This window comes from Halomonas sp. PBN3 (assembly GCF_000475415.1).
In the GTDB taxonomy this organism is placed as follows: Bacteria; Pseudomonadota; Gammaproteobacteria; order Pseudomonadales; family Halomonadaceae; genus Halomonas; species Halomonas shengliensis.
Map to the genome: position 1 here is coordinate 1 of NZ_AXCA01000112.1, position 25,268 is coordinate 25,268.

At 71.2% G+C, this 25,268-nt stretch carries 23 protein-coding genes; 18 read left to right on the top strand and 5 right to left on the bottom strand.

The window, feature by feature from the left end:
• Positions 1–15: 15 nt before the first annotated feature.
• On the bottom strand, positions 16–591 hold the full coding sequence (locus Q673_RS24015; protein WP_023005208.1) for an isochorismatase family protein: 576 nt from the start codon (positions 589–591) through the stop codon (positions 16–18).
• A gap of 106 nt (positions 592–697) precedes the next feature.
• Here Q673_RS24015 and Q673_RS24020 point away from each other — a divergent pair, with 106 nt between their 5' ends.
• Entirely contained in the window at positions 698–1,540 is an 843-nt protein-coding gene (locus tag Q673_RS24020; RefSeq protein WP_023005209.1) for a Tim44 domain-containing protein, read from the top strand.
• Here the strand turns inward: Q673_RS24020 and Q673_RS24025 are convergent, their stop codons facing one another.
• The gene (locus Q673_RS24025; protein ID WP_023005210.1) at positions 1,541–2,440 is read right to left on the bottom strand and encodes a LysR family transcriptional regulator; all 900 of its coding nucleotides are present in this window, start codon (positions 2,438–2,440) and stop codon (positions 1,541–1,543) included.
• Positions 2,441–2,568: 128 nt separating this feature from the next.
• Between Q673_RS24025 and Q673_RS24030 the strand changes: the two genes are divergently transcribed.
• Positions 2,569–4,179, top strand: a complete 1,611-nt coding sequence (locus Q673_RS24030; RefSeq protein ID WP_023005211.1) for an NADH-quinone oxidoreductase subunit L — start codon at positions 2,569–2,571, stop codon at positions 4,177–4,179.
• Positions 4,176–6,554: a putative inorganic carbon transporter subunit DabA gene (locus Q673_RS24035; RefSeq protein WP_023005212.1), complete on the top strand. Its 2,379-nt coding sequence runs from the start codon at positions 4,176–4,178 to the stop codon at positions 6,552–6,554. Before Q673_RS24030 ends, Q673_RS24035 begins: the two co-directional genes overlap by 4 nt.
• A gap of 92 nt (positions 6,555–6,646) precedes the next feature.
• On the opposite strand, the gene Q673_RS24040 is transcribed toward Q673_RS24035, so the two are convergent.
• On the bottom strand, positions 6,647–7,117 hold the full coding sequence (locus Q673_RS24040) for a TspO/MBR family protein (RefSeq protein ID WP_023005213.1): 471 nt from the start codon (positions 7,115–7,117) through the stop codon (positions 6,647–6,649).
• A 114-nt stretch (positions 7,118–7,231) separates the two neighbouring features.
• Between Q673_RS24040 and Q673_RS24045 the strand changes: the two genes are divergently transcribed.
• The gene (locus Q673_RS24045) at positions 7,232–8,410 is read left to right on the top strand and encodes an FAD-dependent monooxygenase (protein WP_023005214.1); all 1,179 of its coding nucleotides are present in this window, start codon (positions 7,232–7,234) and stop codon (positions 8,408–8,410) included.
• A gap of 7 nt (positions 8,411–8,417) precedes the next feature.
• Here Q673_RS24045 and Q673_RS36825 read toward each other — a convergent pair whose 3' ends face one another.
• Positions 8,418–8,699, bottom strand: coding sequence for a hypothetical protein (locus tag Q673_RS36825; RefSeq protein WP_200861396.1), 282 nt, complete (start codon positions 8,697–8,699; stop codon positions 8,418–8,420).
• Between the two features lie 154 nt (positions 8,700–8,853).
• Here Q673_RS36825 and Q673_RS36830 point away from each other — a divergent pair, with 154 nt between their 5' ends.
• From Q673_RS36830 to Q673_RS24100, 11 genes are all read left to right on the top strand, one after another.
• Entirely contained in the window at positions 8,854–9,003 is a 150-nt protein-coding gene (locus tag Q673_RS36830) for a hypothetical protein (protein WP_200861397.1), read from the top strand.
• Positions 9,003–9,737, top strand: a complete 735-nt coding sequence (locus Q673_RS24055) for a metal ABC transporter ATP-binding protein (RefSeq protein WP_023005217.1) — start codon at positions 9,003–9,005, stop codon at positions 9,735–9,737. Before Q673_RS36830 ends, Q673_RS24055 begins: the two co-directional genes overlap by 1 nt.
• Entirely contained in the window at positions 9,721–10,611 is an 891-nt protein-coding gene (locus tag Q673_RS24060) for a metal ABC transporter permease (RefSeq protein ID WP_023005218.1), read from the top strand. Before Q673_RS24055 ends, Q673_RS24060 begins: the two co-directional genes overlap by 17 nt.
• A 19-nt stretch (positions 10,612–10,630) precedes the next feature.
• Positions 10,631–11,629, top strand: a complete 999-nt coding sequence (locus tag Q673_RS24065) for a metal ABC transporter substrate-binding protein (protein WP_023005219.1) — start codon at positions 10,631–10,633, stop codon at positions 11,627–11,629.
• A 97-nt stretch (positions 11,630–11,726) separates the two neighbouring features.
• Positions 11,727–12,035, top strand: coding sequence for a nucleotidyltransferase domain-containing protein (locus Q673_RS24070; protein ID WP_023005220.1), 309 nt, complete (start codon positions 11,727–11,729; stop codon positions 12,033–12,035).
• Positions 12,032–12,559, top strand: a complete 528-nt coding sequence (locus Q673_RS24075; protein WP_023005221.1) for a hypothetical protein — start codon at positions 12,032–12,034, stop codon at positions 12,557–12,559. Before Q673_RS24070 ends, Q673_RS24075 begins: the two co-directional genes overlap by 4 nt.
• 260 nt (positions 12,560–12,819) lie before the next feature.
• Positions 12,820–14,046, top strand: coding sequence for an ABC transporter substrate-binding protein (locus Q673_RS24080; RefSeq protein WP_031217797.1), 1,227 nt, complete (start codon positions 12,820–12,822; stop codon positions 14,044–14,046).
• Between the two features lie 45 nt (positions 14,047–14,091).
• Entirely contained in the window at positions 14,092–15,636 is a 1,545-nt protein-coding gene (locus Q673_RS24085; RefSeq protein ID WP_023005223.1) for an acyl-CoA synthetase, read from the top strand.
• A 44-nt stretch (positions 15,637–15,680) separates the two neighbouring features.
• Positions 15,681–16,787, top strand: coding sequence for an acyl-CoA dehydrogenase family protein (locus Q673_RS24090; protein ID WP_043524515.1), 1,107 nt, complete (start codon positions 15,681–15,683; stop codon positions 16,785–16,787).
• 15 nt (positions 16,788–16,802) lie between these two features.
• Entirely contained in the window at positions 16,803–17,990 is a 1,188-nt protein-coding gene (gene bktB, locus Q673_RS24095) for a beta-ketothiolase BktB (RefSeq protein WP_023005225.1), read from the top strand.
• A 17-nt stretch (positions 17,991–18,007) separates the two neighbouring features.
• Complete coding sequence (locus tag Q673_RS24100; RefSeq protein ID WP_023005226.1) at positions 18,008–19,660, top strand: fatty acid--CoA ligase; 1,653 nt, start codon at positions 18,008–18,010, stop codon at positions 19,658–19,660.
• Positions 19,661–19,672: 12 nt separating this feature from the next.
• Here the strand turns inward: Q673_RS24100 and Q673_RS24105 are convergent, their stop codons facing one another.
• Positions 19,673–20,680, bottom strand: a complete 1,008-nt coding sequence (locus Q673_RS24105; protein WP_023005227.1) for an AraC family transcriptional regulator — start codon at positions 20,678–20,680, stop codon at positions 19,673–19,675.
• A gap of 162 nt (positions 20,681–20,842) precedes the next feature.
• Between Q673_RS24105 and Q673_RS35530 the strand changes: the two genes are divergently transcribed.
• Genes Q673_RS35530 through Q673_RS24120 form a run of 3 tightly spaced genes read left to right on the top strand, consistent with a single transcriptional unit; the run spans position 20,843 to position 25,235 of the window.
• On the top strand, positions 20,843–21,529 hold the full coding sequence (locus Q673_RS35530) for an ABC transporter ATP-binding protein (protein ID WP_023005228.1): 687 nt from the start codon (positions 20,843–20,845) through the stop codon (positions 21,527–21,529).
• Positions 21,529–24,036 carry an FtsX-like permease family protein gene (locus Q673_RS24115; protein WP_023005229.1) on the top strand — a complete coding sequence of 836 codons (2,508 nt, stop codon included), beginning with the start codon at positions 21,529–21,531 and terminating at the stop codon, positions 24,034–24,036. Before Q673_RS35530 ends, Q673_RS24115 begins: the two co-directional genes overlap by 1 nt.
• Positions 24,033–25,235: a lipocalin-like domain-containing protein gene (locus tag Q673_RS24120; RefSeq protein ID WP_023005230.1), complete on the top strand. Its 1,203-nt coding sequence runs from the start codon at positions 24,033–24,035 to the stop codon at positions 25,233–25,235. The genes Q673_RS24115 and Q673_RS24120 overlap by 4 nt, the downstream gene beginning before the upstream one ends.
• Positions 25,236–25,268: the final 33 nt, after the last annotated feature.

Here is a 25,268-nt window from a genome sequence, read left to right on the forward strand (position 1 = left end):
AAGTCCGACAGGCTGCTAGGCAAACACCAGTGGCCGCGAGGCACGAGCCTTGAGGAAGCGGCGGTGGGCCTGCTTGAAGCGCTCGTCGTCGCAGCGGCGCAACCACTCGTAGGCCACCATGTCGGCGCTCACCGCCACCGCCCCCGCCTGTACCAGCCGCTCCCGGGCCAGGCGCGCCTCCGCCGCGCGGCGGCTGGCGCAGGCCTCGGTAAGCCAGTAGACCTCGTAGCCCGCCGCCAGCAGGCCGAGCCCGGTCTGCATCACACAGATATGCGCCTCGGTCCCGCACAGCACCACCTGCCGCCGACCGCTCTCCGCCAGGGCCGCGCTGAACTCCCGGTTGGCGCAGGCGTCGAAGGTGAGCTTCTGCCAGCGCCGATGCCCCGGCAGCGCCTCGAGCAGCCGCGGCTCGCTGCCGCCGAGCCCCTCGGGGTACTGCTCGGTGAGCCACACCGGCACCTCGAGGGACTCGGCCAGGCCGCCCAGCCAGGCGGCCTCGTTGACCGCCTGGTCGCCGTGCTCGATGACCGGCAGCAGCCCCGCCTGCAGGTCGACGATCAGCAGCAGGCTCTCTTCTCGCGTCAGGCGCATGGCACTCGCTCCCCTGTGGTGTGTTTGTCGTGGAAGCTCCCAGAATAGCCGCTAGAATGGCCTGACTCGACTCTTCCTCCCTCCCCTCACCGAAGACGACACCCCCATGACCACACGATTCGCCAACACCTCGCTCTTCCGCCACCTGCTGATCATGCTGGTGGCGGGCCTCTTCACCCTGGGCCCGGCCCTGCAGGACGCCGAGGCGCGCCGTCTGGGTGGCGGCAAGAGCTTCGGCACCCAGTCGCGCAGCGTGCAGCAACAGCCGGCCGCCACCCAGAACCAGGCCGCCGGCACCCGCTCCACCCAGGGCCGCGCCGGTTCGCGCATGCCGGGCATGCTCGGCGGGCTGCTCGCCGGCGGGCTGCTCGCCGCGCTGTTCTTCGGCGGCGCCTTCGACGAGCTGCGGCTGATGGATATCCTGGTGGTGGCCGGCATCGCCTTCCTGCTCTTCCGGCTGCTGGCCCGGCGCCGGCCGGCGGTGGCGGGCGGCCCCACACCGGGCGCCGAACAGCCCCGTGGCGGCGCCACCGCCCAGCCCTTCCAGGCCAGCGGCGCCCCGCTCGGCGGCGCCTTCGCCGGCGAGCCCGCGTGGTTCGACCGCGAGCGCTTCCTGGGTGGCGCCAAGGAGCACTTCATGACCCTGCAACGCGCCTGGGACAACAACGACCTCGCCGGCATCCAGGAGTACGTCACCCCTGAACTCTACAACCTGCTGCGCGAGGAGCGCGCCAAGCAGCCGGCCAACAACCGCACCGAGGTGGTACGCCTGTTCGCCGAGCTCGGCATGGTGCAGGAGGAGGGCAGCCAGGCCGAGGCCACGGTGATCTTCCACGGCATACTCGACGAGAACGGCGAGCACAACGAGTTCAACGAGACCTGGCACCTGGTGCGCGAACTCAAGGACGGCGCCCCCTGGTACGTGCAGGGCATCGAGCAGAACGCCTGATCACTCCCGCCTGCCGGGCAGCAGCGCCTCGCTGGACTGGTTCAGCAGGCGCTTGAGCAGCGGCGACTCGAAGCGCCGGCGGATGGTGATGGCGTAGAACTCCTCGAACACGCCGGGCAGGGCGCCGAAGTCGCTCAGGCTTCCGGCGCGCAGCTCGTCGCGCACCACCACCGGCGGCATCACCGCCAGGTGGCCGGTGTCGCGGGCCAGCAGGCGCATCAGGGCCATGTCGTCCACCTCGGCGATGATCGTCGGCGATAGCCGATGGAGCTCGCAGAGTCCGTCGAAGGCCTGGCGCACGCTGCTCTCCGGCCCGGGCACGATCAGGCCGCGGCCGGCGAGCCCCTCGGGGAAGGGCGCCAGCGGCCCCAGGCGCGTCGCCCCGATGATGCTCACCGGCTGGCGCGCCAGGCGCTGGGAGCGCCAGGGGTGCTGGTCGTCGCCGCGCACCGACTGGTTGGCCAGCACCACGTCCAGGCGGTGGGCCGAGAGGCGCCGCAGCAGGTCGTCGAGCCCGCCGCTCTGCAGGCTCAGCTCCAGGTCCTCGCGGTCGAGCAGCGGGCGCAGGAACTCCTCCTGGAAGTTGCGCGACAGCGTCGCCACCGCCCCCACCCGGATCACCTCGCGATGGGCATGGCCGCCCTCGGCAAACAGCGCGGTGAGCTCCTCCCCCTGGCGGAAGATGGCCTCGGCATAGTCGAAGGCCAGCCGCCCCGCCTCAGTGAGGCGCAGCGTCCGCCCCTCGCGCAGGAACAGCTTCTGACCTAGGCGCTCCTCCAGCTGGCGGATTTGGTGGGAGAGCGCCGACTGCGAGACGTGCAGCGCCTCGGCGGTGCGGGTCAGGTGCCCCGACCGGGCGACCTGCCAGAAGTAGTAGAGGTGGTGGTAGTTGAGCTTCATGGCCGCGCTCCGGGCGATGGCGTGATTCGTTCTTTTTAAACGAACGATACCTTCTCGATAAACCATTTTTTTGCAACATGGTGCAGGCGGCATAGTACGGGCAACCCGTTCTCAACAGGAGCCCTACCATGACGACCCTGCTCGATGCGGCGATCCATGCGTCGCTGGCGGTATGGCTGGCGCTGCCGGTCGCGCTGCTGCTGCTCGCCGGCTGGTCCGGCCGCGCCACCACCCCCGCCCGCCAGCGGCGCGCCTGGCGCCTGGGCCAGGCGCTGATGGCCGGCAGCTTCCTGGCCAGCGCGGCCATCGGCGCCCTGCTGGTGGCCGATGCCGCGGGCCTTGCCACCGGCCTGCCGGAGGTCGCCGCGCCCCTGGGCCTCTACCCCGACGGCCTGGCGGTGTGGATGGCGCTGCTGATCAGCTTCCTCGGCGTGGTGCTGCTGCGCTTCGCCGATGGCTACCTCGAGGGCGACCGCGGACGCACCCGCTTCCTGCCCTGGTGCCTGGTGGTGCTGGCCAGCGTGCTGCTGCTGGTGTTCACCCACCACCTGCTGGTGATGCTGGTGGCCTGGGTCGGCGTCAGCCTGGCCCTCCACCACCTGCTGACCCTCTATCCCGAGCGCCGCGAGGCGCGCCGCGCCGCCTGGCAGAAGTTCGCCGTCAGCCGCCTGGGCGACCTCGCCCTGCTCGCCGCGGTGGGCCTGCTCTTCCACCACTACGGCAGCTTCGAGCTGCCGGTGCTGCTGGCCGCCGCCGAGGCCACCACCGGCGAGGGCTGGGCACTGCCGGCGGCCTCCGTGGCGCTGGCCCTGGCCGCACTCTGCAAGTGCGCCCAGCTGCCGCTGCACGGCTGGCTGATGAAGGTGATGGAGGCCCCCACCCCGGTCTCGGCGCTGCTCCACGCCGGGGTGATCAACCTCGGCGGCTATGTCTGGCTGCGCCTCTATCCGCTGTTCGACGGCCTTACCCCGGGCCACTTGCTGCTGGTCGCCATCGGCGGCGCCACCGCCATCGTCGCGGTGCTGACCATGCTCACCCAGGCCTCGGTGAAGCACGCCCTGGCCTGGTCCACCTGCGCCCAGATGGGCTTCATGCTGCTGGAGATTGGCCTGGGCGCCTACACCCTGGCGCTGGTGCACCTGCTCGCCCACTCCCTCTACAAGGCCCACTCCTTCCTGGCCAGCGGGCGCACGGTGCGCGCGGCGCGCTGCTCGCGGCTGCCGCTGGCCCCGCTGCAGGAACGCCTGGCGGCGGCGGGCCTCGCCGCCGCGGCGGCGGGGGCCGTGCTGCTGGCCTGGCCCGCCCTGGTCAGCCACAACCCGCTGCTCGGCGTACTGCTGACCCTGGCGGTGGGCGGGGCCCTGCTGGGCTTGCCGGCGGGGCTGGATCGCCCGCGCCGCCGGCTCCTCGCGGCCCTGGCGCTGGCCCTGGTGCCGCTCTATGCGCTGCTCCACGCCGTGGTGGCGCCGGCTCTGCCGCGGGCCGCCGACCCGCTGACCCTGGCCGCCGGCCTGCTTGGTGCCGCGCTGCTGATGACGCTGGTCGGCCTGGCCCTGGCGGTCACGCTGTGGCCCCGGCATCCCGCGGTGGCACGCTGGCGCACCCATTTCCGCCAGGGCCTCTACGCCCACCTGCCGCTGGAGCGCGCCACCGATCGCCTGATGCGCCACCGCCTGCCCGAACCCACCCGGCTTAGCCGCCCGTCCCGGACCGTCACCGCCAGAGGAGAGGTGTCATGACCGCCGTCGCCGCCACCGCCGTCCCGAGCGTCACCGCCGAGCATCAACTGGCCCTCTCGCGTGCCGCCGAGCGCATCGCCCCCACCTGGCCGCTCGACCGCTGGATCGCCGTCAACCCCTGGTGGGGGCTGCGCGACCTGCCCATCGAACGGGCCGAGGCGCTGCTCGCCCGGCGCGGCGGGGGCCGCCTGACCCTCGCCCCCGAGGCCTATCGCCAGGCTTGGGAGCGCGGACGCATCCGCCCCGAGGAGCTGCGCGCGGCGATCGCCCTGAGCGACGCCTCGCTGGACGAGGCCGCCCTGCTGGCGAGCCTGGAACGCCATCAGGCGGCCCCCCGAGTATTGGCGAGCGCCTGGGAACTGGCCGGCGAGGACACCGCCCCGACGACCGACGACGCCTTCGAGGCGGTGGCGGAGTGCTGCGCCGGCTACTTCGACCACCACCAGCAGCGCTGGGAGCGCGACACCACGACCCCGCTCTACGCCTGGTGGCAAGACCAGAGCCGTCACGACCGGCGCCTGAGCACCACCCAGCGTCGGCGGGTGGCCACGCTGCCTGACGACGCCTCGGCCGCCCGCAAGTTACTGCTTGCCGAGCTCGCACTGCCGCCCGAGGCGCTGGAGGCGCTGGCCCATGCCCTGCTGCTACGGGTCAATGGCTGGGCCTCCTGGTGCCAGGGGCTGGCCTGGCACACCCCCCATGCCGCCACCCACGCCGGCATCGATCAGCTGCTGGTGATCCTGCTAGCCTGGGAGTGGCTGGGGCTGGCCGAGCTGGATCCCCCACGGCGTGCCCGCTGGGCGGCGCAGTGGGAGGCGACGCCGGCGCCCACCGATCGCGACCACGAGGCCCTGTGGTGCTGGCAGGACGCCCTGGAGCTCGGTTACCAGCGCCGCCTGGCGGCGACCCTGGCCACGCCCCCGGAGCCAAGCCCCATGCCGCGCCCGGCACCCAGCGTGCAGGCGGCCTTCTGCATCGACGTGCGCTCCGAGCCACTGCGGCGCCACCTGGAGGCCGCCTGGGAAGAGGTCGCCACCCAGGGCGTGGCGGGCTTCTTCGGCATGCCCATCACCCACTCGAGCGCCGGGCCGGAGCGCGACCTGCCGCGCCTCCCCGGCCTTCTCGCCCCGCGCTACCGCACCGCCGAGGCGCCGCCGCTGGCCCCGCTGCACCGTCGCTGCCACCGCCGGGAGGCCAGCCGCCAGGGGGTCCGCCATGCCAAGTACCATGCGCTCTCCACCTTCACCCTGGTGGAGACCACCGGTCTCGCCTGGGCCTGGAAGCTGATCCGGGACAGCCGCCGGCGCCCGGCAACCACCCCCGCGCCGACGCCCCTGGAGGGCCCCTTCCACGCCGTCGGCGGCGAGCCGCTGACCACGGTGGAAAAGGTCGAGCTCGCCCGGGGGCTGCTGGACGCCCTGGCGCCGGGCGGCGAGGCCGCCCCGCTGATGGTACTGGTGGGCCACGACTCGGCAAGCGACAACAACCCGCACCACGCCGGGCTGACCTGCGGCGCCTGCGGCGGCCAGGGCGGCGGACTCAACGCCCGCCTGGCCGCGCGGCTGCTCAACGATCCCGAGGTGCGCCAGGGCCTGGCCGCCCACGGTGCCGGTTTGCCGGAGGGCACCCACGTGCTCGCCGCCACCCACTGCACCCTCACCGACCGCGTCACCCTGCATGACACGGAGACGGTGCCAGCGGCACTCACCCCCCTGCTCGGGCGCTTCGAACAGGCGCTGGAAGAGGCCGGGCAGGCTAACCGCGAGGCCCGCGCGGCGGCACTTGGGGTCGCGGCCGAGGACGACGGGACACGCCTCGCCGCCCTGGCCCGGCGCGGTGGCGACTGGTCCCAGCCGCGCCCCGAGTGGGGGCTGGCCAACAACGCCGCCCTGCTGCTGGCCCCGCGGGCGGCGAGCCGCGGCCGCGACTTGGAGGGGCGGGTGTTCCTCCACGAGTACCACCCCGAGCGCGACCCCGACGGCCGCACCCTGGAGGCGCTGATGAGCGCCCCCATGCTGGTGGCCAACTGGATCAACCTGCAGTACTACGCCGCCTCCGTGGATCACGAGCGCCACGGGGCCGGCAACAAGCTGCTGCACTCGGTGGTGGGGGGGCACCTGGGGGTGATCGAGGGCAACTCCCCCCAGCTGCGCATCGGCCTGCCGTGGCAGTCGCTGCACGACGGCAACGACTGGCGCCACGAGCCCCTGCGCCTGACGGTGGTGGTGGACGCGCCCCGCGAGCGCATCGAGGCGGTGCTGGCCCGCCAGCCCGACGTCGCCCGGCTGGTGGAGCACCGCTGGCTGTGGCTCTGCCGCCTCACCGAGGCGGGGCTGGAGCGCTACACGGTGGGCGGCTGGCGCCCCCTCGACTGAGCAGGGGCGGCCTGGATCACTCAGCCGTTGAGCCACCAGGTGGCGGCGTTGAGGCATTGCGGGGCGTAGCCGACGACGCTGACTCTGGCGCTTCAGCCGGTGAGCCACCAGGTGGCGGCATTAAGGTAGGCGGCGTAGCTGACCCAGGCCAGGTAGGGCACCAGCAACCACGCGGCTGGACGCGAGACCGCGGCGAAGCGACACAGGGTGAGCAGGATCAGCCCCCATAGCAGCAGCAGGACCGCCAGCGCCGCGCCCATCCAGTGCAGCCCGAAGAACAGCGGCGACCACAGGGCGTTGGCGGCGAGCTGGGCGACGAAGGGCCACAGGGTGTGCCAGCGCATCGCCGCGGGCGCTTCCAGGGTCGCCCGCCAGGCGGCCAGCGCCATCAGCAGGTAGAGCAGCGTCCAGGCGATGGGGAAGGCCAGGTTCGGCGGGGTGAAGGGGGGCTTGGAAAGCCCCGCGTACCACGCGCCGGGCGGGGTGGCGATGCCGGTCAGGGCGGCCAGCATCACCAGCGCCAGCCAGCCCAGCAGGATCAGCGCGGATCGTGTCGGGGTCATGGTGCCTCCTTGCTATGCGGTTCCGGTATCCTAGGCGCTAGCGATCGCGGCCCGAAAGGGATTTCCCGCGGTACCCGAACATCGGCAGCGGGAGGTGGCCACGTGGAGGACGGCATGGACGAGACCCTGGATGCGATCATCGTCGGCGGTGGCATGGTGGGGGCGGCGGTGGCCGCGGCGCTGGGCCAGGCCGGCCTGCGCGTGGCCGTGGTGGAGGGCGGCCCGCCCCCAGCGGCCATCCCCCCTGAGGCCCCCTTCGACCTGCGGGTGTCGTCGCTCAACCTGGCCTCGCGGCGGCTGCTGGAGGAGGTCGGCGCCTGGGCATTCATTCCCGAAGCGAGGCGCTGCCCCTTCCGCCATATCGAGGCGAGCGACGCCGCCGAGAAGCGCCATATCCGCTTCAGCGCCGAGGCTCTGGAGCTGCCCGACTTCGGCCACTTCGTCGAGAACCGGGTGATCCGCCAGGCGCTGTGGCGGCGCCTCGAGTCGATCCCCGGGGTGACCAGGCTCTGCCACGTGCGGCCGGTGGCCTGGCTGCCCGGCGGGCACCATAGCCTGCTGGAGCTTGACGACGGCCGGATGCTCGCCGCGCGGCTGGTGGTGGGCGCCGACGGCGCCGGCTCCCATACCCGGGAGCTGGCCGGCATCGCCACGCGCGACGAGGAGTACGGCCAGCGCGCGCTGATCATCAACGTGCGCACCCGCCTGCCCCAGCAGGACGTCAGCTGGCAGCGCTTCACCCCCGCCGGCCCCCAGGCGATGCTGCCGCTGCCCGGCCACCACGCCTCGCTAGTGTGGTACGACGGCGCCGAGGCGACCCTGGCCCGGGAGGCGCTGGACGACGAGGCGTTGCGCCTGGCCATCGAACATGAGTTCCCCGCCCGGTTGGGCGGGGTGGAGGCCGTGCTCGGGCGCGCCAGCTTCCCGATCCGCCGTCGCCACGCCGAGCGCTACGTGCGCTCACGCCTGGCGCTGGTGGGGGACGCCGCCCATGTGATCCATCCGCTGGCCGGCCAGGGGCTCAACCTGGGGCTGCAGGACGCCGAGGCGCTGAGCCGGCGGGTGATCGCCGCCTTCCACGCTGGCCGCGACCCGGGCGAGCGCGCGGTCCTCGCCGGCTATGCCCGCGAGCGGCGCCCCCAGACCCTGGCGATGATCGCCGCCATGGAGACCTTCCACCATGTGTTCACCGGGGCGGCGCCGCTGCGCCACGCCGGCGCCGCCGGGCTGGCGCTGGCCGAGCGCCTGGAGGGTGCCAAGCGCGCGGTGATGCGCCACGCCCTAGGGGTGTGACCCCGCCTCAGGCCGGCTCGCCGGCCCTCTCGGCCAGCGCGGCCTGCAGGAACGCCAGCAGCTCGGGCAGTTCCGCCTCGATATGCCGGCTGAGGTCGTGGTCGCCAGGCAGCAGGTGCAGCCGGGTCGGGGTCTCGCCGCGGCCGGCGTAGAGCCGCTCGGCATCCTCGGCGGGGATCACCCGGGGCGCGGCCAGGCTGACCCTGAGGCGCCGATGGAAGAGCGGCAGCAGAGCGCCGACCACACCCACGACCCCGAGGGGTAATGCCCACCACCATGCTGCTACCATCCGGCTCTCCCGTTTCCCCGCCTTCGCGCCCATTCTCCGCATTGGCGGCCGCGGCGTCAGCCGACGCGATGTCGCGGGCACCTGGCGGCGCTGGCCAGCCGGCGTTTTGTTATGTTATAACCTCGCCACGTTTTTCCGGCGCCCAGAGGACCCCATGGCACACCGCAGACACCGGCACCGCCCGGAAGGGCCCTGCCACTTCTCGCTGATGTCGCTCTCGGCGACCCGGCGCCTGCTGCTGGCGGCGCTGCCGCTGGCCGCGCTGTGGCTGGCGGTGGCCTGGGCCATCGGCGGGGGGGCGTGATGTCGCGCCTGCAGCTGGAGGACCTGACCCTGGCCCGCGGCGGGCGTACCGTGCTCGAGCACCTCGAGGGGCGCTTCCAGGACGGCGCCGTGACCGCCCTGGTGGGCGCCAACGGCGCCGGCAAGAGCACCCTGATCAGCGCCATCATGGGCATGCTGCGCCCGGTCGGCGGCCGCGTGGCCTGCCAGGTCCCGAAGGAGCGCCGCGCCTGGCTGCCCCAGCAGCTGGCCCTGGACCTCACCTTCCCGATGAGCGTGGAAGAGCTGATCATGACCGGCACCTGGCCCAGCCACGGCGCCCTCAGGGGCTACTGCGCGGCCCACTACCGCCGCGGCCGCGAGATCATGGCGCGGCTGGGCATCTCCCACCTGGCCCATCGCCAGCTCGGCGAGCTCTCCGGCGGCCAGCGCCAGCGCGCCCTGATCGGCCGCACCCTGATGCAGGAGGCCGAGCTGCTGCTGCTCGATGAGCCCTTCGCCAACGTCGACGTCGAGACGGTGGATGTGCTCATGGATGTGCTGCGCGACATGGCCCGCGACGGTGCCACCATCGTGGTGGTGCTCCACGACCTGGAGCAGCTCTCGCGCCTGGCCGATGACGTGCTGATACTGGCGGGCGGTCACGGCCGTTGGGCGAGCCCCGAATCGCTGCTCGAGCACTACGCCGGGCAACCGCCCCGCGCACCGCGCCTGCCCCTCACCTTCCCGGATACCTTCGATGCTGGAACTGCTTGACGCTTGGCTGCTCGCCCCCCTCGACTACGGCTTCATGAAGCGCGCCCTGGTGGCCGGCCTGGCGCTGTCTCTGGCCGCCCCGCCGCTGGGCGTGTTCTTGATGCTGCGTGGCATGAGCCTGATCGGCGACGCCATGGCCCACGCCATCCTGCCCGGCGTGGCCCTGGGCTTCCTCGCCGCCGGCTTCTCGCTGCCGATCATGAGCCTGGGCGGCATCCTCTCGGGGCTGCTGGTGGCGGTGCTCGCCGGCAGCGTGTCGCAGATGACCGGCCATCGCGAGGACTCCGCCATGGCCAGCTTCTTCCTGATCTCGCTGGCCGCGGGGGTGATGCTGGTCTCGCTGGGGGGCAGCAGCGTCGACCTTACCCATGTGCTGTTCGGCTCGATACTGGCCGTCGACACCACCGCCCTGCTGCTGATCGCCGCCATCAGCAGCCTGATCGTGGTGATCCTGGCGGTGATCTTCCGCGCCCTGGTGGTGGAGTGCCTCGACCCGCTGTTCCTGCGCGGCCAAGGCAGTCCGGTGGGGCTGGTGCACGGCCTCTTCCTGGGCCTGGTGGTGCTCAACCTCACTGCCGGATTCCAGACCCTGGGCACCCTGATGGCGGTGGGGCTGATGATGTTGCCGGCGACCACCGCACGCTTCTGGAGCCAGCGCCTCGAGGGGCTGATCGGCATCGCCATCCTGGTGGCCCTGGTGGCCAGCAGCGGCGGGCTGTTGCTCTCCTACCACCTCAACCTGCCCTCGGGCCCGGCGATCATCCTGCTGGCCGGTGCCGCCTACCTGCTCTCCGCGCTGCTGGGCCGCCACCACAGCCTGCTCGCCCGCTACCGCCGCCGCGCCGCCCCGCTGGGCGCCCCGGAACCCGACTAGTCCCGATGGAGAACCTGCCATGAAAGCCTTCCGCCCCGCCGCCGCCCTGGGCCTCGCCGCCCTGCTCGCCCTGCCCGCCCACGCCGCGGAGCGCATCCAGGTACTGGCCAGCTTCAGCCTACTCGCCGACATGGTCGAGAACGTCGGCGGCGAGCATGTCGCGGTCACCGCCCTGGTGGGCCCCGACAGCGACGCCCACGTCTACTCGCCGCGCCCCAGCGACGCCCGCGCCCTGGCCGAGGCCGACCTGGTGGTCTTCAACGGCCTGCAGTTCGAGGGCTGGATGGAGCGCCTGGTGGACGCCAGTGGCTACCCGGGCCCGCTGGTGGTCGCCGCCGAGGGCATCGAAGAGGTAGCGGAGGCCGAGGAGGCAGATGGCCACGACGATCACGACCATGCCGCCGAGGACGCGCATGGCCATGAGGGCCACGACCACGGCGATATCGACCCCCACGGCTGGCAGGACCTGGGGCTCGGCAGCGTCTATGTGGCCAATATCCGCGACGGCCTGATCGCGGCGGACCCCGACAACGCCGAGGCCTACCGGGCCAACGCCGAGGGCTACCTTGGCGAGATCGAGGCCACCGATGCCGAGATCCGTGCCCTGCTCGCCGAGATCCCCGCCGGCACCAGCGTGATCACCGGCCACGACTCCTTCGGCCATTTCGCCCACGCCTACGGGCTGCGCTTCCTCTCGCCCCAGGGCCTCTCCACCGAGGCCGACCCCAGCGCCGCCGACATGGCCGCTCTGATCGAGGTGATCCGCGAGCAGGAGGTGCGCGCCCTGTTCCACGAGAACATGACCAGCCCGGCCCTGCTCGAGCAGCTCGCCGAGGAGACCGGCCTGCCCATCGCCGGCACCCTCTACGCCGATGCCCTGGCCAGCGAAGGCGAGGCCAGCACCTGGCTGGGCATGATGCGCCACAACGCCAATACCCTCCACGACGCCCTGGCCGAGCCGGGCAACCACGACGCGGCCGACATGGGCGACTCCGGGGATCATGGTCACGAGCATTGAGCTCACGGGGGGACTCGCCAAGGGGCCTTTCGCTACTCGACAGGTGCTAGACTGGCTAAGCGGGCATTGCCAACCAGCGAGGCGGGAGACAGCCACCATGCGACTCACCCGATCCCAGCGAGACATCATCCTTGCCGATGTGCAGGCGCACCTCGGCAAGGAGGTCGAGGTACGCCTCTTCGGCTCACGCCTTGACGACACCCGCCGAGGAGGTGACCTCGACCTGCTGCTGGTCTCGAATCACCCCATCTCCCGCCTTCAGCGAGCCGAACTTAAGCAGGCCCTCGAAGCTCGGCTGCAGCTGCCTGTGGATATCGTGACTTATGCACAGGGAGATGAGCCAGCACCCTTCCAGGCCATCGCCTTGAAACAGGCCAGCCCGATCGATGCCGAGGATGCGGCATGAGCCAGGATCTCCTCCACGAGCAGCAGCACTACCTGGCGCAGTTGCTGGAGGCCATCCAGCGCTGTGCCTGGTTCCTTCATCGGTCCGATGCCAAGATCAACTGGCCCATCGATCCCGAGTGGCTGTCAGAACACAAGAAGGATGTCGATCTCTTCGAGACGCTGGCCGCCATCAACGAACGATTTGCCAAGCTGCAGGATTCACTGGCCTCGGCCATGCGCCACAGTGCCCTGTTGGCAGGAGAGCCATCCGACAGCTTTCTCAAGGTGCTGGCCTTCTTCGAGAAGCAAGGCATCATCGACGCCACCAGCGACTGGCAACGCTGCCGTGCGGTACGCAACATGGCGGCCCATGACTACGCCACCCACTACGCGGAGATCGCGGAGCACTTCAACCTGCTGCACGAACTCGCCGATGTACTCTTCCATGCTGCCCGCCGACTGATCGCCTGGAGTGACGAACAGCTCGGCATCTCGCCTGCCAGTCAGGACTTCTCGCCGGAGTTCGAGCGCATCTTCGTCTGATACATGCCTCACACGACCACCACGGGAGGCGCCTTCGGGCGCCTCTTTACTTTGAGGGAAGCCCCTCTACTACCTTGGCCGTATATGTCGCCAAGTCGCACTATTCGTTCGCAAGCTTGGCAAATTTGCCGCCAAATTTGGCACAAAATGCAAACACCCTGGCTCGATAGGTCAACCCTGCTCTCGCCTTTGCTCCTACCATGGATCCGGGCGCTCCCGTGGCGCCAACCAACGGACAACAACAACGCAAAGGCATCTCCATGATCCCAACCCGTCAGTTTGCTCTGGGCACTCTCGCTGCCTCCATGCTGCTCGCCTCCCAGGCCGCCACCGCCGAGATCACCGACAACGAGATCCGTATCGGCTACCTGGCCGACATGACCGGCGCCTACCGCGACCCCATCGGCCCGCTGGGCGAGGACGCCATCCGGATGGCCATCGAGGACATGGGCGGCAGCGTGGCCGGTGCCGAGGTGGTGCTGTTCAGCGCCGATGACCGCAACAGCCCCGACGTGGGCTCCAGCGTGGTGCGCGAGTGGATCGACGAGCGCAACGTCGACATGGTCACCGGCCTGGTAGCCTCCTCGGTGACCCTCGCCTCGGTCAAGCTGCTGGAGGAAGAGAATCGCCTGGGCCTGGTCAACGGCGCCGTCTCCTCCGGCGTGACCAACGAGAGCTGCTCGCCGAACCATATCCACTGGGTCTACGACACCTGGGCCATGTCCAACGGCACCGCCAGCGCCATCACCCAGGAGGGCAACACCGACTGGTACCTGCTCAGCGCCGACTACTCCTTCGGCCACGCCCTGGAGCGCGACGTGACCCGCGTGGTGGAAGAGAACGGCGGCAGCATCGTCGGCAGCACCCGCCACCCCTTCCCCAGCAGCGATTTCTCGTCGTTCATGCTCCAGGCCCAGGCCTCCGGCGCCGATGTGATCGCGCTGAACAACGCCGGCTCCGACACCATCAATGCGATTCGCACCGCCGGTCAGTTCGGTATCACCCAGGCCGGCCAGATCCTCGCCGGCATGGTGCTGTTCAGCACCGACATTCGCAGCCTGGGACAGGAGATCGCCCAGGGCCTGCAGTTCACCACCGCCTGGTTCTACGACCTCGACGAGGAGGCGCGTGCCTGGGCCGAGCGCTTCCGCGAGCGCACCGGCAGCATGCCCACCCAGGTCCACGCCGGCCTCTACTCCAGCACCCTGCACTACCTGCAGGCCATCGATGCCATCGGCAACGACGAGGCACAGGCGGTTCGCCAGCAGATGGCGGCGACCCCGATCGACGATATGTTCGCCAGCGGCGGCTATATCCGCGAGGACGGCCGCATGGTCCACGACATGTACCTGGTGGAGGTGAAGTCCCCCGAGGAAGCCGTCGACGAGGACGACCTCTTCCGCCTGGTGCGCACCATCCCCGCCGATGAGGCCTTCCGCCCCCTCGACCAGAGCGACTGCCACCTGGTCCAGAACGGTGACACCTGAGCACCTCGCCCTCCCCATCACAACAGCACAATTCGTGGAGATGAGATGACCATGCAGAGCCGCATCCAGCAGCACACCATCGGCGCGGCACTGGCGCGCAGCGCCCGCAAGAACGGCAGCCGCCTGGCCCTGGCCTTCGATGATCGCCGGTGGAGCTATGCCGAGCTCGACCGCGCGGTAAACCGGGTCGCCCACGCCCTGATCGGCGCCGGCCTCACCCCCGGTGATCGCCTGGCGGTCTACGGCAAGAACTCCGATGCCTACGTGATCGCCTGGCTGGCCGCCACCCGGGCCGGCCTGGTCCATGTCCCGATCAACTTCGCCCTGAGCAGCGAGGAGCTCAGCTATATCCTCGAGCAATCGGGTGCCAGCGGCCTGCTCAGCGACCTCAGCCTGGCCGACAAGGTGGAGTCCGCCAGCAGCGCGGTGGACCTGACGCTCTCGGGCACCCTGCACGCCCCTCAGAGCGACGGCTTCGACGTTCTCAAGGCGGCCCTCGCCGAGGGTGACGACACCGAGCCAGCGGTGGAACTCGACGGCCAGAGCCTGGCCCAGCTGCTCTATACCTCGGGCACCACCGCCGCGCCCAAGGCGGCGATGATGACTCACCAGGCGCTGCTCGCCGAGTACATGGCCTGCATGGTGGAGCTCGACATCAAGGCCGACGAGCCGATGCTGGCCGCCCTGCCCCTCTACCACTCGGCCCAGATGCACGTCTTCCTGATGCCAGCCCTGCTGCTGGGGGCCACGGTGCACCTGCGCGAGGCGCCGGCCCCCGACGACTGCCTGGCGCAGATCGAGCGCCACGGCATCGTCTCTTTCTTCGCCCCGCCCACGGTATGGATCGGCCTGTTGCGCCACCCCGAGTTCGACCGCCACGACCTGAGCCGGCTGAAGAAGGCCTACTACGGCGCCTCCATCATGCCGGTGCCGGTGCTCGAGGAGCTGCGCCGGCGCATTCCCGGCGTGGGGCTCTACAACTGCTACGGCCAGAGCGAGATCGCCCCGCTGGCCACGGTGCTGCGGCCCGAGGAGCACGCTACCCGGCCAGCCTCGGCGGGCCGCCCCATCCTCACCGTGGAGACGCGTATCGTCGACGCCGAGATGAACGACGTCCCGCCGGGCGAGCATGGCGAGATCGTCCACCGCTCACCGCAGCTGCTCACCGGCTACTGGGACAAGCCCGAGATGACCGAGGAGGCCTTCCTGGGCGGCTGGTTCCACTCCGGTGACGTGGGCTACCTCGACGAGGCGGGCTATCTCTTCATCGTCGATCGCATCAAGGATGTCATTAACACCGGCGGCGTGGTGGTGGCCAGCCGCGAGGTGGAGGAGGTGCTGTTCCAGCACCCCGCCGTCTCCGAGGTGGCCGTGATCGGCATTCCCGACGAGAAGTGGATCGAGGCGATCACCGCCGTGGTGGTGCTCAAGGAGGGCGAGGAGGTCAGCGAGGCGGCGCTGATCGAGCACGCTCGCGAGCACATGGCGCACTACAAGGTGCCCAAGCAGATCTATTTCAGCGATGCCCTGCCCAAGAGCACCGCCGGCAAGATTCTCAAGCGACACCTGCGCAAGGAGCTTCAAGCGTGACCCAGGCCACTCCCCGGGATGAGCTGACCCCGCTGTTCCACGAGATGATCTGCCGCTTCCTCGACCAGGAGGTCGACCCCCACTACGACGACTGGGAGGAGGCCGGCGAGGTGCCCCGCGCGCTCTGGCGGCGCATGGGCGAGGCGGGACTGCTGGGCATCGACATGCCGGAGCCACTGGGCGGTGCCGGCGCCGATTTCGCCATCACCCAGCTGGTCACCGAGGAGATCTCGCGGCGCGGCTTCGGTGGCCTGGCCAGCGCCTACAACATCCACGCCAATATCGTCATGCCCTACCTGCTGCATATCGCCACCCCGGCACAACAGCAGCGCTGGTTGCCGGCCATGGCCAGCGGCGAGGTCATCGGCGCCATCGCCATGACCGAGCCCGGCGCCGGCAGTGACCTGGCAGGTATGAAGAGTCGCGCCCGGCGCACCGAGAGCGGCTGGCGGCTGGACGGCGGCAAGATCTTCATCACCAACGGCCAGGTGGCCGACCTGGTGATCGTCTGCGCCAAGACCGACCCGGAAGCCGGCGCCCGGGGGGTCTCGCTGTTCCTGGTCGACACCACCCTCCCCGGCTTCTCCCGGGGCCAGCCGATCAAGAAGATCGGCCAGCACGCCAGCGACACCGCCGAGCTGTTCTTCGACGGCATCGAGCTGCCGGAGGATGCCCTGCTCGGCGAGGAGGGCCGCGGCTTCGCCTATCTGATGCAGGAGCTGCCCCGGGAGCGCCTGGGTGTCGGCGCCCAGGCCCTGGGCGCCATGCAGGGGGCCCTGGAGCTCACCCTGGAGTACGTCCAGGAGCGCCGCGCCTTCGGCCAGCGGGTGGGCGACTTCCAGAACACCCGCTTCACCCTGGCCGAAGTGCAGGCCGACATCGAGATGGGCCGCGCCTACCTGGAGAAGTGCATGGCGCAGTATCGACAAGGGGAAATGGGGCCCACCGAGGCCGCCATCCTCAAGCTGCGCCTCACCGAGATGCAGTGCGCCACCGCCGACACCTGCCTGCAGCTGTTCGGCGGCTACGGCTACACCCGCGAATACCCCATCTCGCGTTTCTATCTGGATGCCCGGGTACAGACCATCTACGCCGGCACCTCCGAGATCATGAAGGAGGTCGTTGCCCGCTCGCTGCTGGGCAAGGCCTGACACTGGAGAATTCCCATGCACCTTGATTCCGTCGTCATCCTGGGGGGAGCCCGCACCGCCATCGGCGGCTTCGGCGGCAGCCTCTCGGGCCTCGCCCCCCATGAACTCGGCACCGTCACCGCCCGCGAGGCACTCGCGCGTGCCGGCGTCGAGGCCGCGGCCATCGACCACGCCGTCTACGGCCATATCATCACCACCGGACCGGAGGACGCCTACCTGGCCCGGCATATCGCCCGGGAGGCCGGGGTGCCCGACGAGGCCGGCGCCTTCAACGTCAACCGTCTGTGCGGCTCCGGGGTGCAGGCCCTGCTCTCCGCCGCACAGCAGATCGCCCTGGGCGACAGCCGCCTGGCCCTCGCCGGCGGCGCCGAGTCCATGAGCCGCGGCGCCTACCTGCTGCCGCCCCAGGCGCGCAACGGTCTGCGCATGGGCCACGCCAGCGTCACCGACCTGACCCTGGGCATCCTCAGCGACCCCTTCGGCAGCGGCCACATGGGCTGTACCGCCGAGAATATCGCCGCCCACTACGGCCTCAGCCGCGAGGCGGTGGACCGCTTCGCCATGGAGAGCCACCACAAGGCGGCCCGAGCCATCGCCGAGGGGCGCTTCACGGAGCAGATCGTGCCGGTCACGGTGCGCCAGGGCCGCCAGGAGCGCGTCTTCGACCGCGACGAGCACGTGCGCGACGGCGTCACCCTGGAGGACCTGGCGCGGCTCAGGCCCGCCTTCCAGAAGGAGGGGCTGGTCACTGCCGGCAACGCCTCGGGCCTCAACGACGGGGCGGCCAGCCTGGTGCTGGCCAGCGCCGAGGAGGCCGAGCGCCGCGGCCTGACACCCCGGGCACGGCTGATCACCGGCACCGCCGCCGGGGTCGAGCCGCACCTGATGGGGCTGGGTCCGATTCCCGCGGTGCGCCGCTGCCTGGAGCAGGCCGGCCTGACCATCGACGATATCGATGTCATCGAGTCCAACGAGGCCTTCGCCGCCCAGGCCATGGCGGTCGCCGAGGAACTGGCGTTCCCGGCCGACAAGCTCAATCCCAACGGCGGCGCCGTGGGCCTCGGCCACCCGGTGGGCGCCACCGGCGCCATCCTGGTGATCAAGGCGCTGGCCGAACTCGAACGCACCGGCGGCCGCTACGGCCTGATCACCCTGTGCATCGGCGGCGGCCAGGGCATCGCCCTGCTGATCGAGCGCCTGTGACGAGAGGAGAGCCCCCCATGACCACCGTCAACCCGAAGATCCTGCCGCCCACGCCCTCGGCCACCAACCCGCCGCTGCTGATCGGCGAGCTGCTGGAGAGCGGCGTGCGCATGGCCGGCGACAACCAGATCGTCTACCGCGACCTCGGCCGCCACGACTATCGCCGCTTCCGGGAGCGGGTGCACCAGCTCGCCCACCTGCTCACCGCCCGGGGCGTGCGTGCCGGCGACGTGGTGGCGGTGCTCGACTGGGACAGCCACCGCTACCTGGAGGCCTTCTTCGCCATCCCCATGCTGGGGGCGGTGCTGCACACCGTGAACGTGCGCCTCTCCCCGGAGCAGATCCACTACACCATGGAGCACGCCGAGGATGACTTCGTGCTGGTGCACCAGGACTTCGTGCCGCTGCTGGAGGGGCTACACGAGCGGCTGCCGCGCATTCGCGGCTATCTGCTCTGCCAGGAGGAAGCGGCCGAGGTGGACAGTGCCCTGCCGCTGGTGGGCGAATACGAGTCACTGCTGGCCGACCAGTCCCGCCACTACGACTTCCCCACCTTCGACGAGAACGCGGTGGCCACGCTCTTCTATACCACCGGCACCACCGGCAACCCCAAGGGGGTCTACTTCACCCATCGCCAGCTGGTGCTGCACACCCTGACCGAGGCCAGCACGCTGCAGGCACCGGGGGTCGAGCTGCTCAATCGCGACAAGGTCTACATGCCGATCACGCCGATGTTCCATGTGCATGCGTGGGGCGTGCCCTATACCGCCACCCTGCTCGGCGCCACCCAAGTCTACCCCGGGCGCTACGAGCCGGAGATGCTGATCAAGCTGCTGGTCAGCGAGAAGGTGGACTTCTCCCACTGCGTGCCGACGCTGCTCGGCATGGTGCTGAACGCCGAGCCGGTCGCCTCAGGCCAGGTCGACCTCTCCGGCTGGAAGCTGCTGATCGGCGGCAGCCCGCTGACCCAGGCGCTGGCGCGCCGCGCCCATGAGCTGGGCATCGACACCCGCAGCGCCTACGGCATGTCGGAGACCTGCCCGCTGCTCACCGCCGACGTGCTGCCCCGGGATATCGCCGAGGCCGACTTCGAGACCCAGCTGCCCTGGCGCTGCAAGGCCGGCCTGCCGATCCCCCTGGTCCAGCTGCAGGTGGTGGACGAGAGCGGCACCCCGCTGCCCAACGATGGCGAGAGCGTCGGCGAGGTGCGCGTCCGCGCCCCCTGGCTCACCCAGGCCTACTACAAGGAGACCACCCGCAGCGAGGAGCTGTGGCGCGACGGCTGGCTGCATACCGGCGACGTGGCCACCCTCGACGAGCGCGGCTTCCTGCAGATCCGCGACCGCATCAAGGACGTGATCAAGACCGGCGGCGAGTGGGTCTCCTCCCTGGAGCTGGAGAACCTGATCGCCCAGTGCCCCGGCGTGGCCGAGGTGGCGGTGATCGGCGTGCCCGACGAGCAATGGGGCGAACGTCCCGCCGCCCTGGTGGTGCCCAAGGACCTCAACGCCCCACCGGCAAGCGACGAGGTGCTGGCCTTCCTGAAGCGATTCGTCAGCGAGGGGCGCATCAACCGCTGGGCGCTGCCCTCCTCCATCCGCTTCGTCGACGAGATCCCCAAGACCAGCGTGGGCAAGCTGGACAAGAAGCGTATCCGTCAGGAGGCGTGAGGGCCCCGGCCGCTACCGGGGCAGCGCCAGCGCCCGCCGATAGGCGGCGGGCGTATCCCCGGTCCAGGCGCGGAAGGCACGGCTGAAGCAGGCCTGGTCCTGAAACCCCAGCGCCTCGGCCAGGGTCGTCAGCGGCTGCTCGCTGCGGGTCAGCGCCTGGATGGCGAAGTCCCGCCGGCACTCGTCCTTGACCGCCTGGAAGCGGGTGCCTTCCGCGGCGAGGCGCCGCGACAGGGTACGCACCGACATGTGCAGCGCCGCGGCCACCTCCGCCACCCCGGCGGCATAGGCGCCGTGGCGGGTGAGGTGCTCGCGCACGCGGTGGGAGAGCAGGCGCTCCTCGAAGGAGACGTAGAACCAGTCCGCCGGGGCGCGCTGCAGGAAGGCGCCCAGGTGTCGCTTGGTCTGGCGGATCGGCTCGTCGAGCACCGCCACATCGAAGTAGATGGCGGTCTGGGGTCGGTCGAACAGCAGCCGCCCGGGATAGAAGTAGCGGTAGTCGGCGCTATGTTCGGGCTGCGGGTAGGCGCACTCCAGGGTGATCGGTGGAATCTTGCGGGCGATCATCCAGGAGGCGATGCCGTGGAGCAGCTTGAGCATCAGCTCGTGCACGAGGATGCGACTGCCCGCGGGTGGCCGGTGCTCCACCAGGCCGATACGCACCAGGTCATCGCCATGGCTGACCTCGTAGCCGAAGTCGTCGAGCAGGATACGGAAGAACAGTCGATAGCGGTGCAGTGCCACCTTGAGGGTCGGCGCCTCGAGCAGGCTCAGGCAGAGCAGCTTGAGGGTGCCGCCGCGCAGCGGACGGGCGAAGAAGCCCGGTGTCTCGTCGTCGCAGGCGTTGACCAGCAGCCGGTAGAGGGTGGCGAACTGCTCCACGGTGACCCGGCCATGGGGCGACTCCAGCAGCCGCGGCGAGATGCCGGCGCGGCGCAGCAGGCTGGCGCGCTCGGCCGCCATTCCGGGCACGCCCTGGAACAGCTCACCGACGAAATGCCGCGACACCGTCACCGTCATGTTCTTCGCCTCCTCGCGTCGCCTGGCCCCTGAGTGCCACCGGTTATACCCGATCGCGGCATCGCCGACACTCCTCCCTCCGTCGCCTGTGGCTGGCCGGCGTTCTGTGCCACCATTCCGGCCTGACCCGTGTCAGCCCATTCCAGCGCCAGGGAGGCCGCCATGCTCGAGTTCCGCCAGGTCCACAAGGCCTATGCCACGCCCCAGGGGCCCCTCGAGGTGCTCGCCGGGGTCGACCTGACCCTGGAGGCAGGTCGGAGCCTGGCGCTGATGGGGGAGTCGGGCAGCGGCAAGTCCACCCTGCTGCACCTGGCCGCGGGGCTCGACCTGCCGGATACCGGCGAGGTGCGCCTGGGGGGCCGGGCGATCTCCACCCTCGCCGAGCCCGAGCGGGCACGCCTGCGCCGGGAGTCGCTGGGCCTGGTATTCCAACAGTTCCATCTGGTGCCCAGCCTGACGGTACTCGACAACCTCCGCCTGCAGGCCCGCCTGGCCGGCCGCGAGGATAGCGCCTGGTCGGCCGAGCTGATCGCGCAGCTGGGCCTGGCGGGACTCGAGGGCCGCTACCCGGAGCAGCTCTCCGGTGGCCAGCAGCAGCGCCTGGCCATCGGCCGTGCCCTGGCGCCGCGTCCACCGCTGCTGCTGGCCGATGAGCCCACCGGCAACCTGGACGAGGCCACCGCCGGCGAGGTACTGGAACTGCTGCTGTCGCTGGTCCACGAGACCGGCTGTGCGCTGCTGATGGTGACCCATAGTCCGCTCATCGCCGCGCCGCTGGATCGCCGCCTGGTACTCTCCCGTGCCCGGCTGATCTCGGCAGACAAGGCCGCGGAGGAGGCGTCATCGTGATGGCCACCCAGCTCGTCACGCTGCTCACCACCCTGCTTTCCCACTATCGCCGCCACCCCGGCCAGCTGGCCATGCTGCTGCTGGGCCTGTGGGTGGCCAGCGCCCTGTGGAGCGGCGTCCAGGCGATCAATGCGTCGGCGAAGGAGAGCTACGCCCGCGCCGAGGCGCTGTTCACCACCGGGCTCGACCGCCTGGAGCGCCTCGACGGCAAGCCCCTGGCGCACGACGACTTCCTCACCCTGCGCCGCCAGGGGGTACCGGTCTCGCCGCTGCTGGAGGGCGAGCTCAGCGCACCCGACGGCACGCGGCTGACGCTGATCGGCATCGACCCCCTCACCCTGCCCGGCGACAGCGCCTTCGCCACTGCCGGAAGCACAGTAGAGCTCACCGGCTTCCTGTCACCGCCGTGGCAGACCCGGCTCGCCCCGGACACCCTGCCCAGCCTGGGCCTCGATGGCGACGCTGCCCGGGGAGCAACCCCGCGCCTGGCGGCGGGCCGGCTGCCGCCGCTGAGCCTCGCCCCCTCGCTGCCGCCGCACACCCTGGTGATGGATATCGCCGCCGCCGCGACGCTGCTGGAGAGCGGCGAGACCCTGAGTCGGCTGGTCTCCGCACCGGGGGCCCTCGCGGCCGCACCACCGGGGTTGGCGCTGACCCGCGCCACCGCCCTGGTCTCGCCGGGTCAGTTGACCCAGAGCTTCCACCTCAACCTGACGGCACTCGCGCTGCTGGCGCTGATCGTCGGCCTGTTCATTGTCCAGGCGGCGCTGGGCCTGGCCCTGGAGCAGCGCCTGGAGATGCTGCGCACCCTGCGTGCCCTGGGGGTCTCCGGCCGCACCCTGGTCACGGGCCTGGCCCTGGAGCTGGTGCTGCTCGGCGTGGTCGGCGCCCTGGCCGGTATCGCCGGCGGCGTCTGGCTGGCCCGGGCGCTGCTACCCGACGTGGCCGCTACCCTGGGCAGCCTCTACGGCGCCGGGGTAGGCGTGGAGCTGCGCCTGCCCTGGCACTACTGGTTCGGCGGACTGGCGGTAACCCTGGGTGGGTTGCTGCTGGCCGGCTCGGGCGTGCTGTGGCGGGCCGCGCGCCTGTCGGTGCTCGACCTGGGCCGCGCCCAGGCGTGGCGCAGCGGCTATCAGCGCCAGCTCGGGCGCATGACCCTGGCCGGCGCGGTAATCGCGGTTGCCGGCCTGGCGCTGTGGGGCTGGCTGTCGCGGCAGCCCGCCGGCGAGGGGCTGGCGGCGGGCTTCGTGCTGATGGCAGTCCTTCTGCTGGTGGGCGCGCTGTGGCTGCCGCCGTTGCTGGCGGCGACCCTGGCGGGGCTTGCCCGGCTGGCACGACGCCGCCCGCTGGCCCAGTGGGCCCTAGCCGACCTCGAGCTGCAGCTGCCGCGCCTGTCGCTTGCGCTGATGGCGCTGCTGATCGCGCTCTCGGCGAGCCTCGGGGTCAACAGCATGGTGGGGGGCTTCCGCCTGACCTTCCTGGAGTGGCTCGACCAGCGGCTGGTGGCCGACCTCTACCTGGATCCCCCGGCGGAGCGCTTCGCGGCGGTCCACGCCTGGCTGGGCGAGCGCCCCGAGGTGGTCGAGCGCCTGGTCACCCGCCATGGCGAGAGCACCCTGCTGGCGGTCGAGGCCGCGGGGGCACCGCGCCTGCCGGAGCGGCCGGTGTCGCTGTTCGGCCTGACCCCGGGGGAGCGGCTGACGCCGACCTGGCCGCTGCTGGAGACCCAGCGGGGCGTGGACGCGGCCTGGACTTCGCTGCGTGAGGGCGGCGCCTTCATTAACGAGCAGCTGGCCGTCGCCGAGGGCATCGCCCCCGGGGACCGCCTGACTCTGGCCACGCCGGGCGGCGGGGAGGCGCTCGCCGTGGCGGCGATCTATCCCGACTACGGCAACCCTCGCGGCGAGGTGCTGATGACCGCCGCCGAGCTGGGCAGGCGCTTCTCGGCACCGCCGGACTCCATCGGCATCGTGCTGGCCCCGGGTGCCGACGACGAGGCCCTGGGCGCGGCGCTGGGCAGCGAATTCGCCCTGGGCCGCGACGCCCTGCGTGACCAGGGCGAGGTCAAGCGCATCGCCACCGGCATCTTCGAACGCACCTTCACCATCACCCGGGCACTCAACGCCCTGACCCTGGCGGTGGCGGCGCTGGCACTGCTGGCCAGCCTGCTGGCCCAGGCCCGTGAGCGCCGCCGACGGCTGGCACCGCTGTGGGCTCTGGGGGTACCGAGAGGCCAGCTGCTGGGCGTCCAGCTCGCCCAGCTGGGTGGAGCGGCGCTGGCGGTGGGCCTGGTCGCCGTGCCGCTGGGTATCGCCATCACCTGGGGCCTGGTGGCGGTGATCAACGTGGCGGCCTTCGGCTGGCGGCTGCCGCTGCACCTCTTCCCGGGGGAGATCGCCCTGACCCTGGGAACGGCCGTGGCGGTGGCGCTGCTCGCCGCGGCACTGCCGGCGCTGCGCCTGTGGCGCACCCCGCCCCGGGCCCTGCTGGCCGAGGAGGCAAGATGATGCCACGAGCGACCAAGCATGCCGCCCCATGGCGCGCCCTGCTGCCGGCCGCCCTGCTGGGCATATTGGTAGCCCTCGCCGGCTGCGACGAGGCCCCACCCGAGCGCTCGGGGGCCGGCTTCGCCGGGCTCGGCGAGAGCACCGCCGGCTTCGTGCAGGCCGGCCCGGACACCACACTGCGCTTCCCCGAGGATCACGGTGCCCACCCCGACTACCGCATCGAGTGGTGGTACCTCACCGCCAACCTGGAGGATGAGCACGGCGAGCCGCTGGGGTTGCAGTGGACCCTCTTCCGCCAGGCGCTCTTGTCATCGGAAACGACGCCGCCGGCGGAGCGCCCCGCGCCTACCCCCTGGGCCGCCGAACAGTTGTGGATGGCGCATATGGCGGTCTCGCGCGGCGAGCGACACGCCGTGGCCGAGCGCTTCGCCCGCAGCCACTCGGCGGCACCTTCTCGGGGAATCGAGAGCCAGGCCGGCGCGGAGGCCTCCCCCTTCCGCGCCTGGCTCGACGACTGGGAGCTGGCAAGCGCCGTGACGGACCCGGGGAGCGACACCTTCGAGCACCTCACCCTCACCGCCTTCGAGGGCGAAGGAGAAGCGCGCCTCGGCTACCGCCTCACCCTCACCGCCGAGGGGCCGCTGGTGCGGCACGGTGACGACGGCTTCAGCCAGAAGGCCGCCGACGGCCAGGGCTCCCACTACTACAGCCAGCCCTTCTGGCGGGTAGAGGGCGAGGTCACCCTGGACGGCGAAAGCCACGCGGTCAGCGGCCGCGGCTGGCTCGACCGCGAGTGGAGCAGCCAGCTGCTGAGCCCCGACCAGGCGGGCTGGGACTGGTTCTCGCTGCACCTGGACGATGGCCGCCGGCTGATGGCCTTCCGGCTGCGCGGCGGCGGGGCCGACGACGGCGACTACCGCTCCGGCAGCTGGATCGCACCGGACGGCACCACCCGCCCGCTGGGCCCGCAGGCTCTGGCGATAACCCCGCTGGCCACCTCCCCGGTGGCGGGGCGCGAGGTGCCCACCCGCTGGCGGCTGGCGGTGCCCGGGGAGGATCTCGCGTTGGTGGTCGAGGCGCCCCATGCCGAGCGCTGGATGACCACCACGGTGCCCTACTGGGAGGGCGAGGTGGTGGCCCGGGACCCACGGAGCGGTGAGCGGCTGGGGGTCGGCTACCTGGAGATGACCGGCTACTGAGCCGTTTGGGGGCGGGGAACACAGGATTATCGC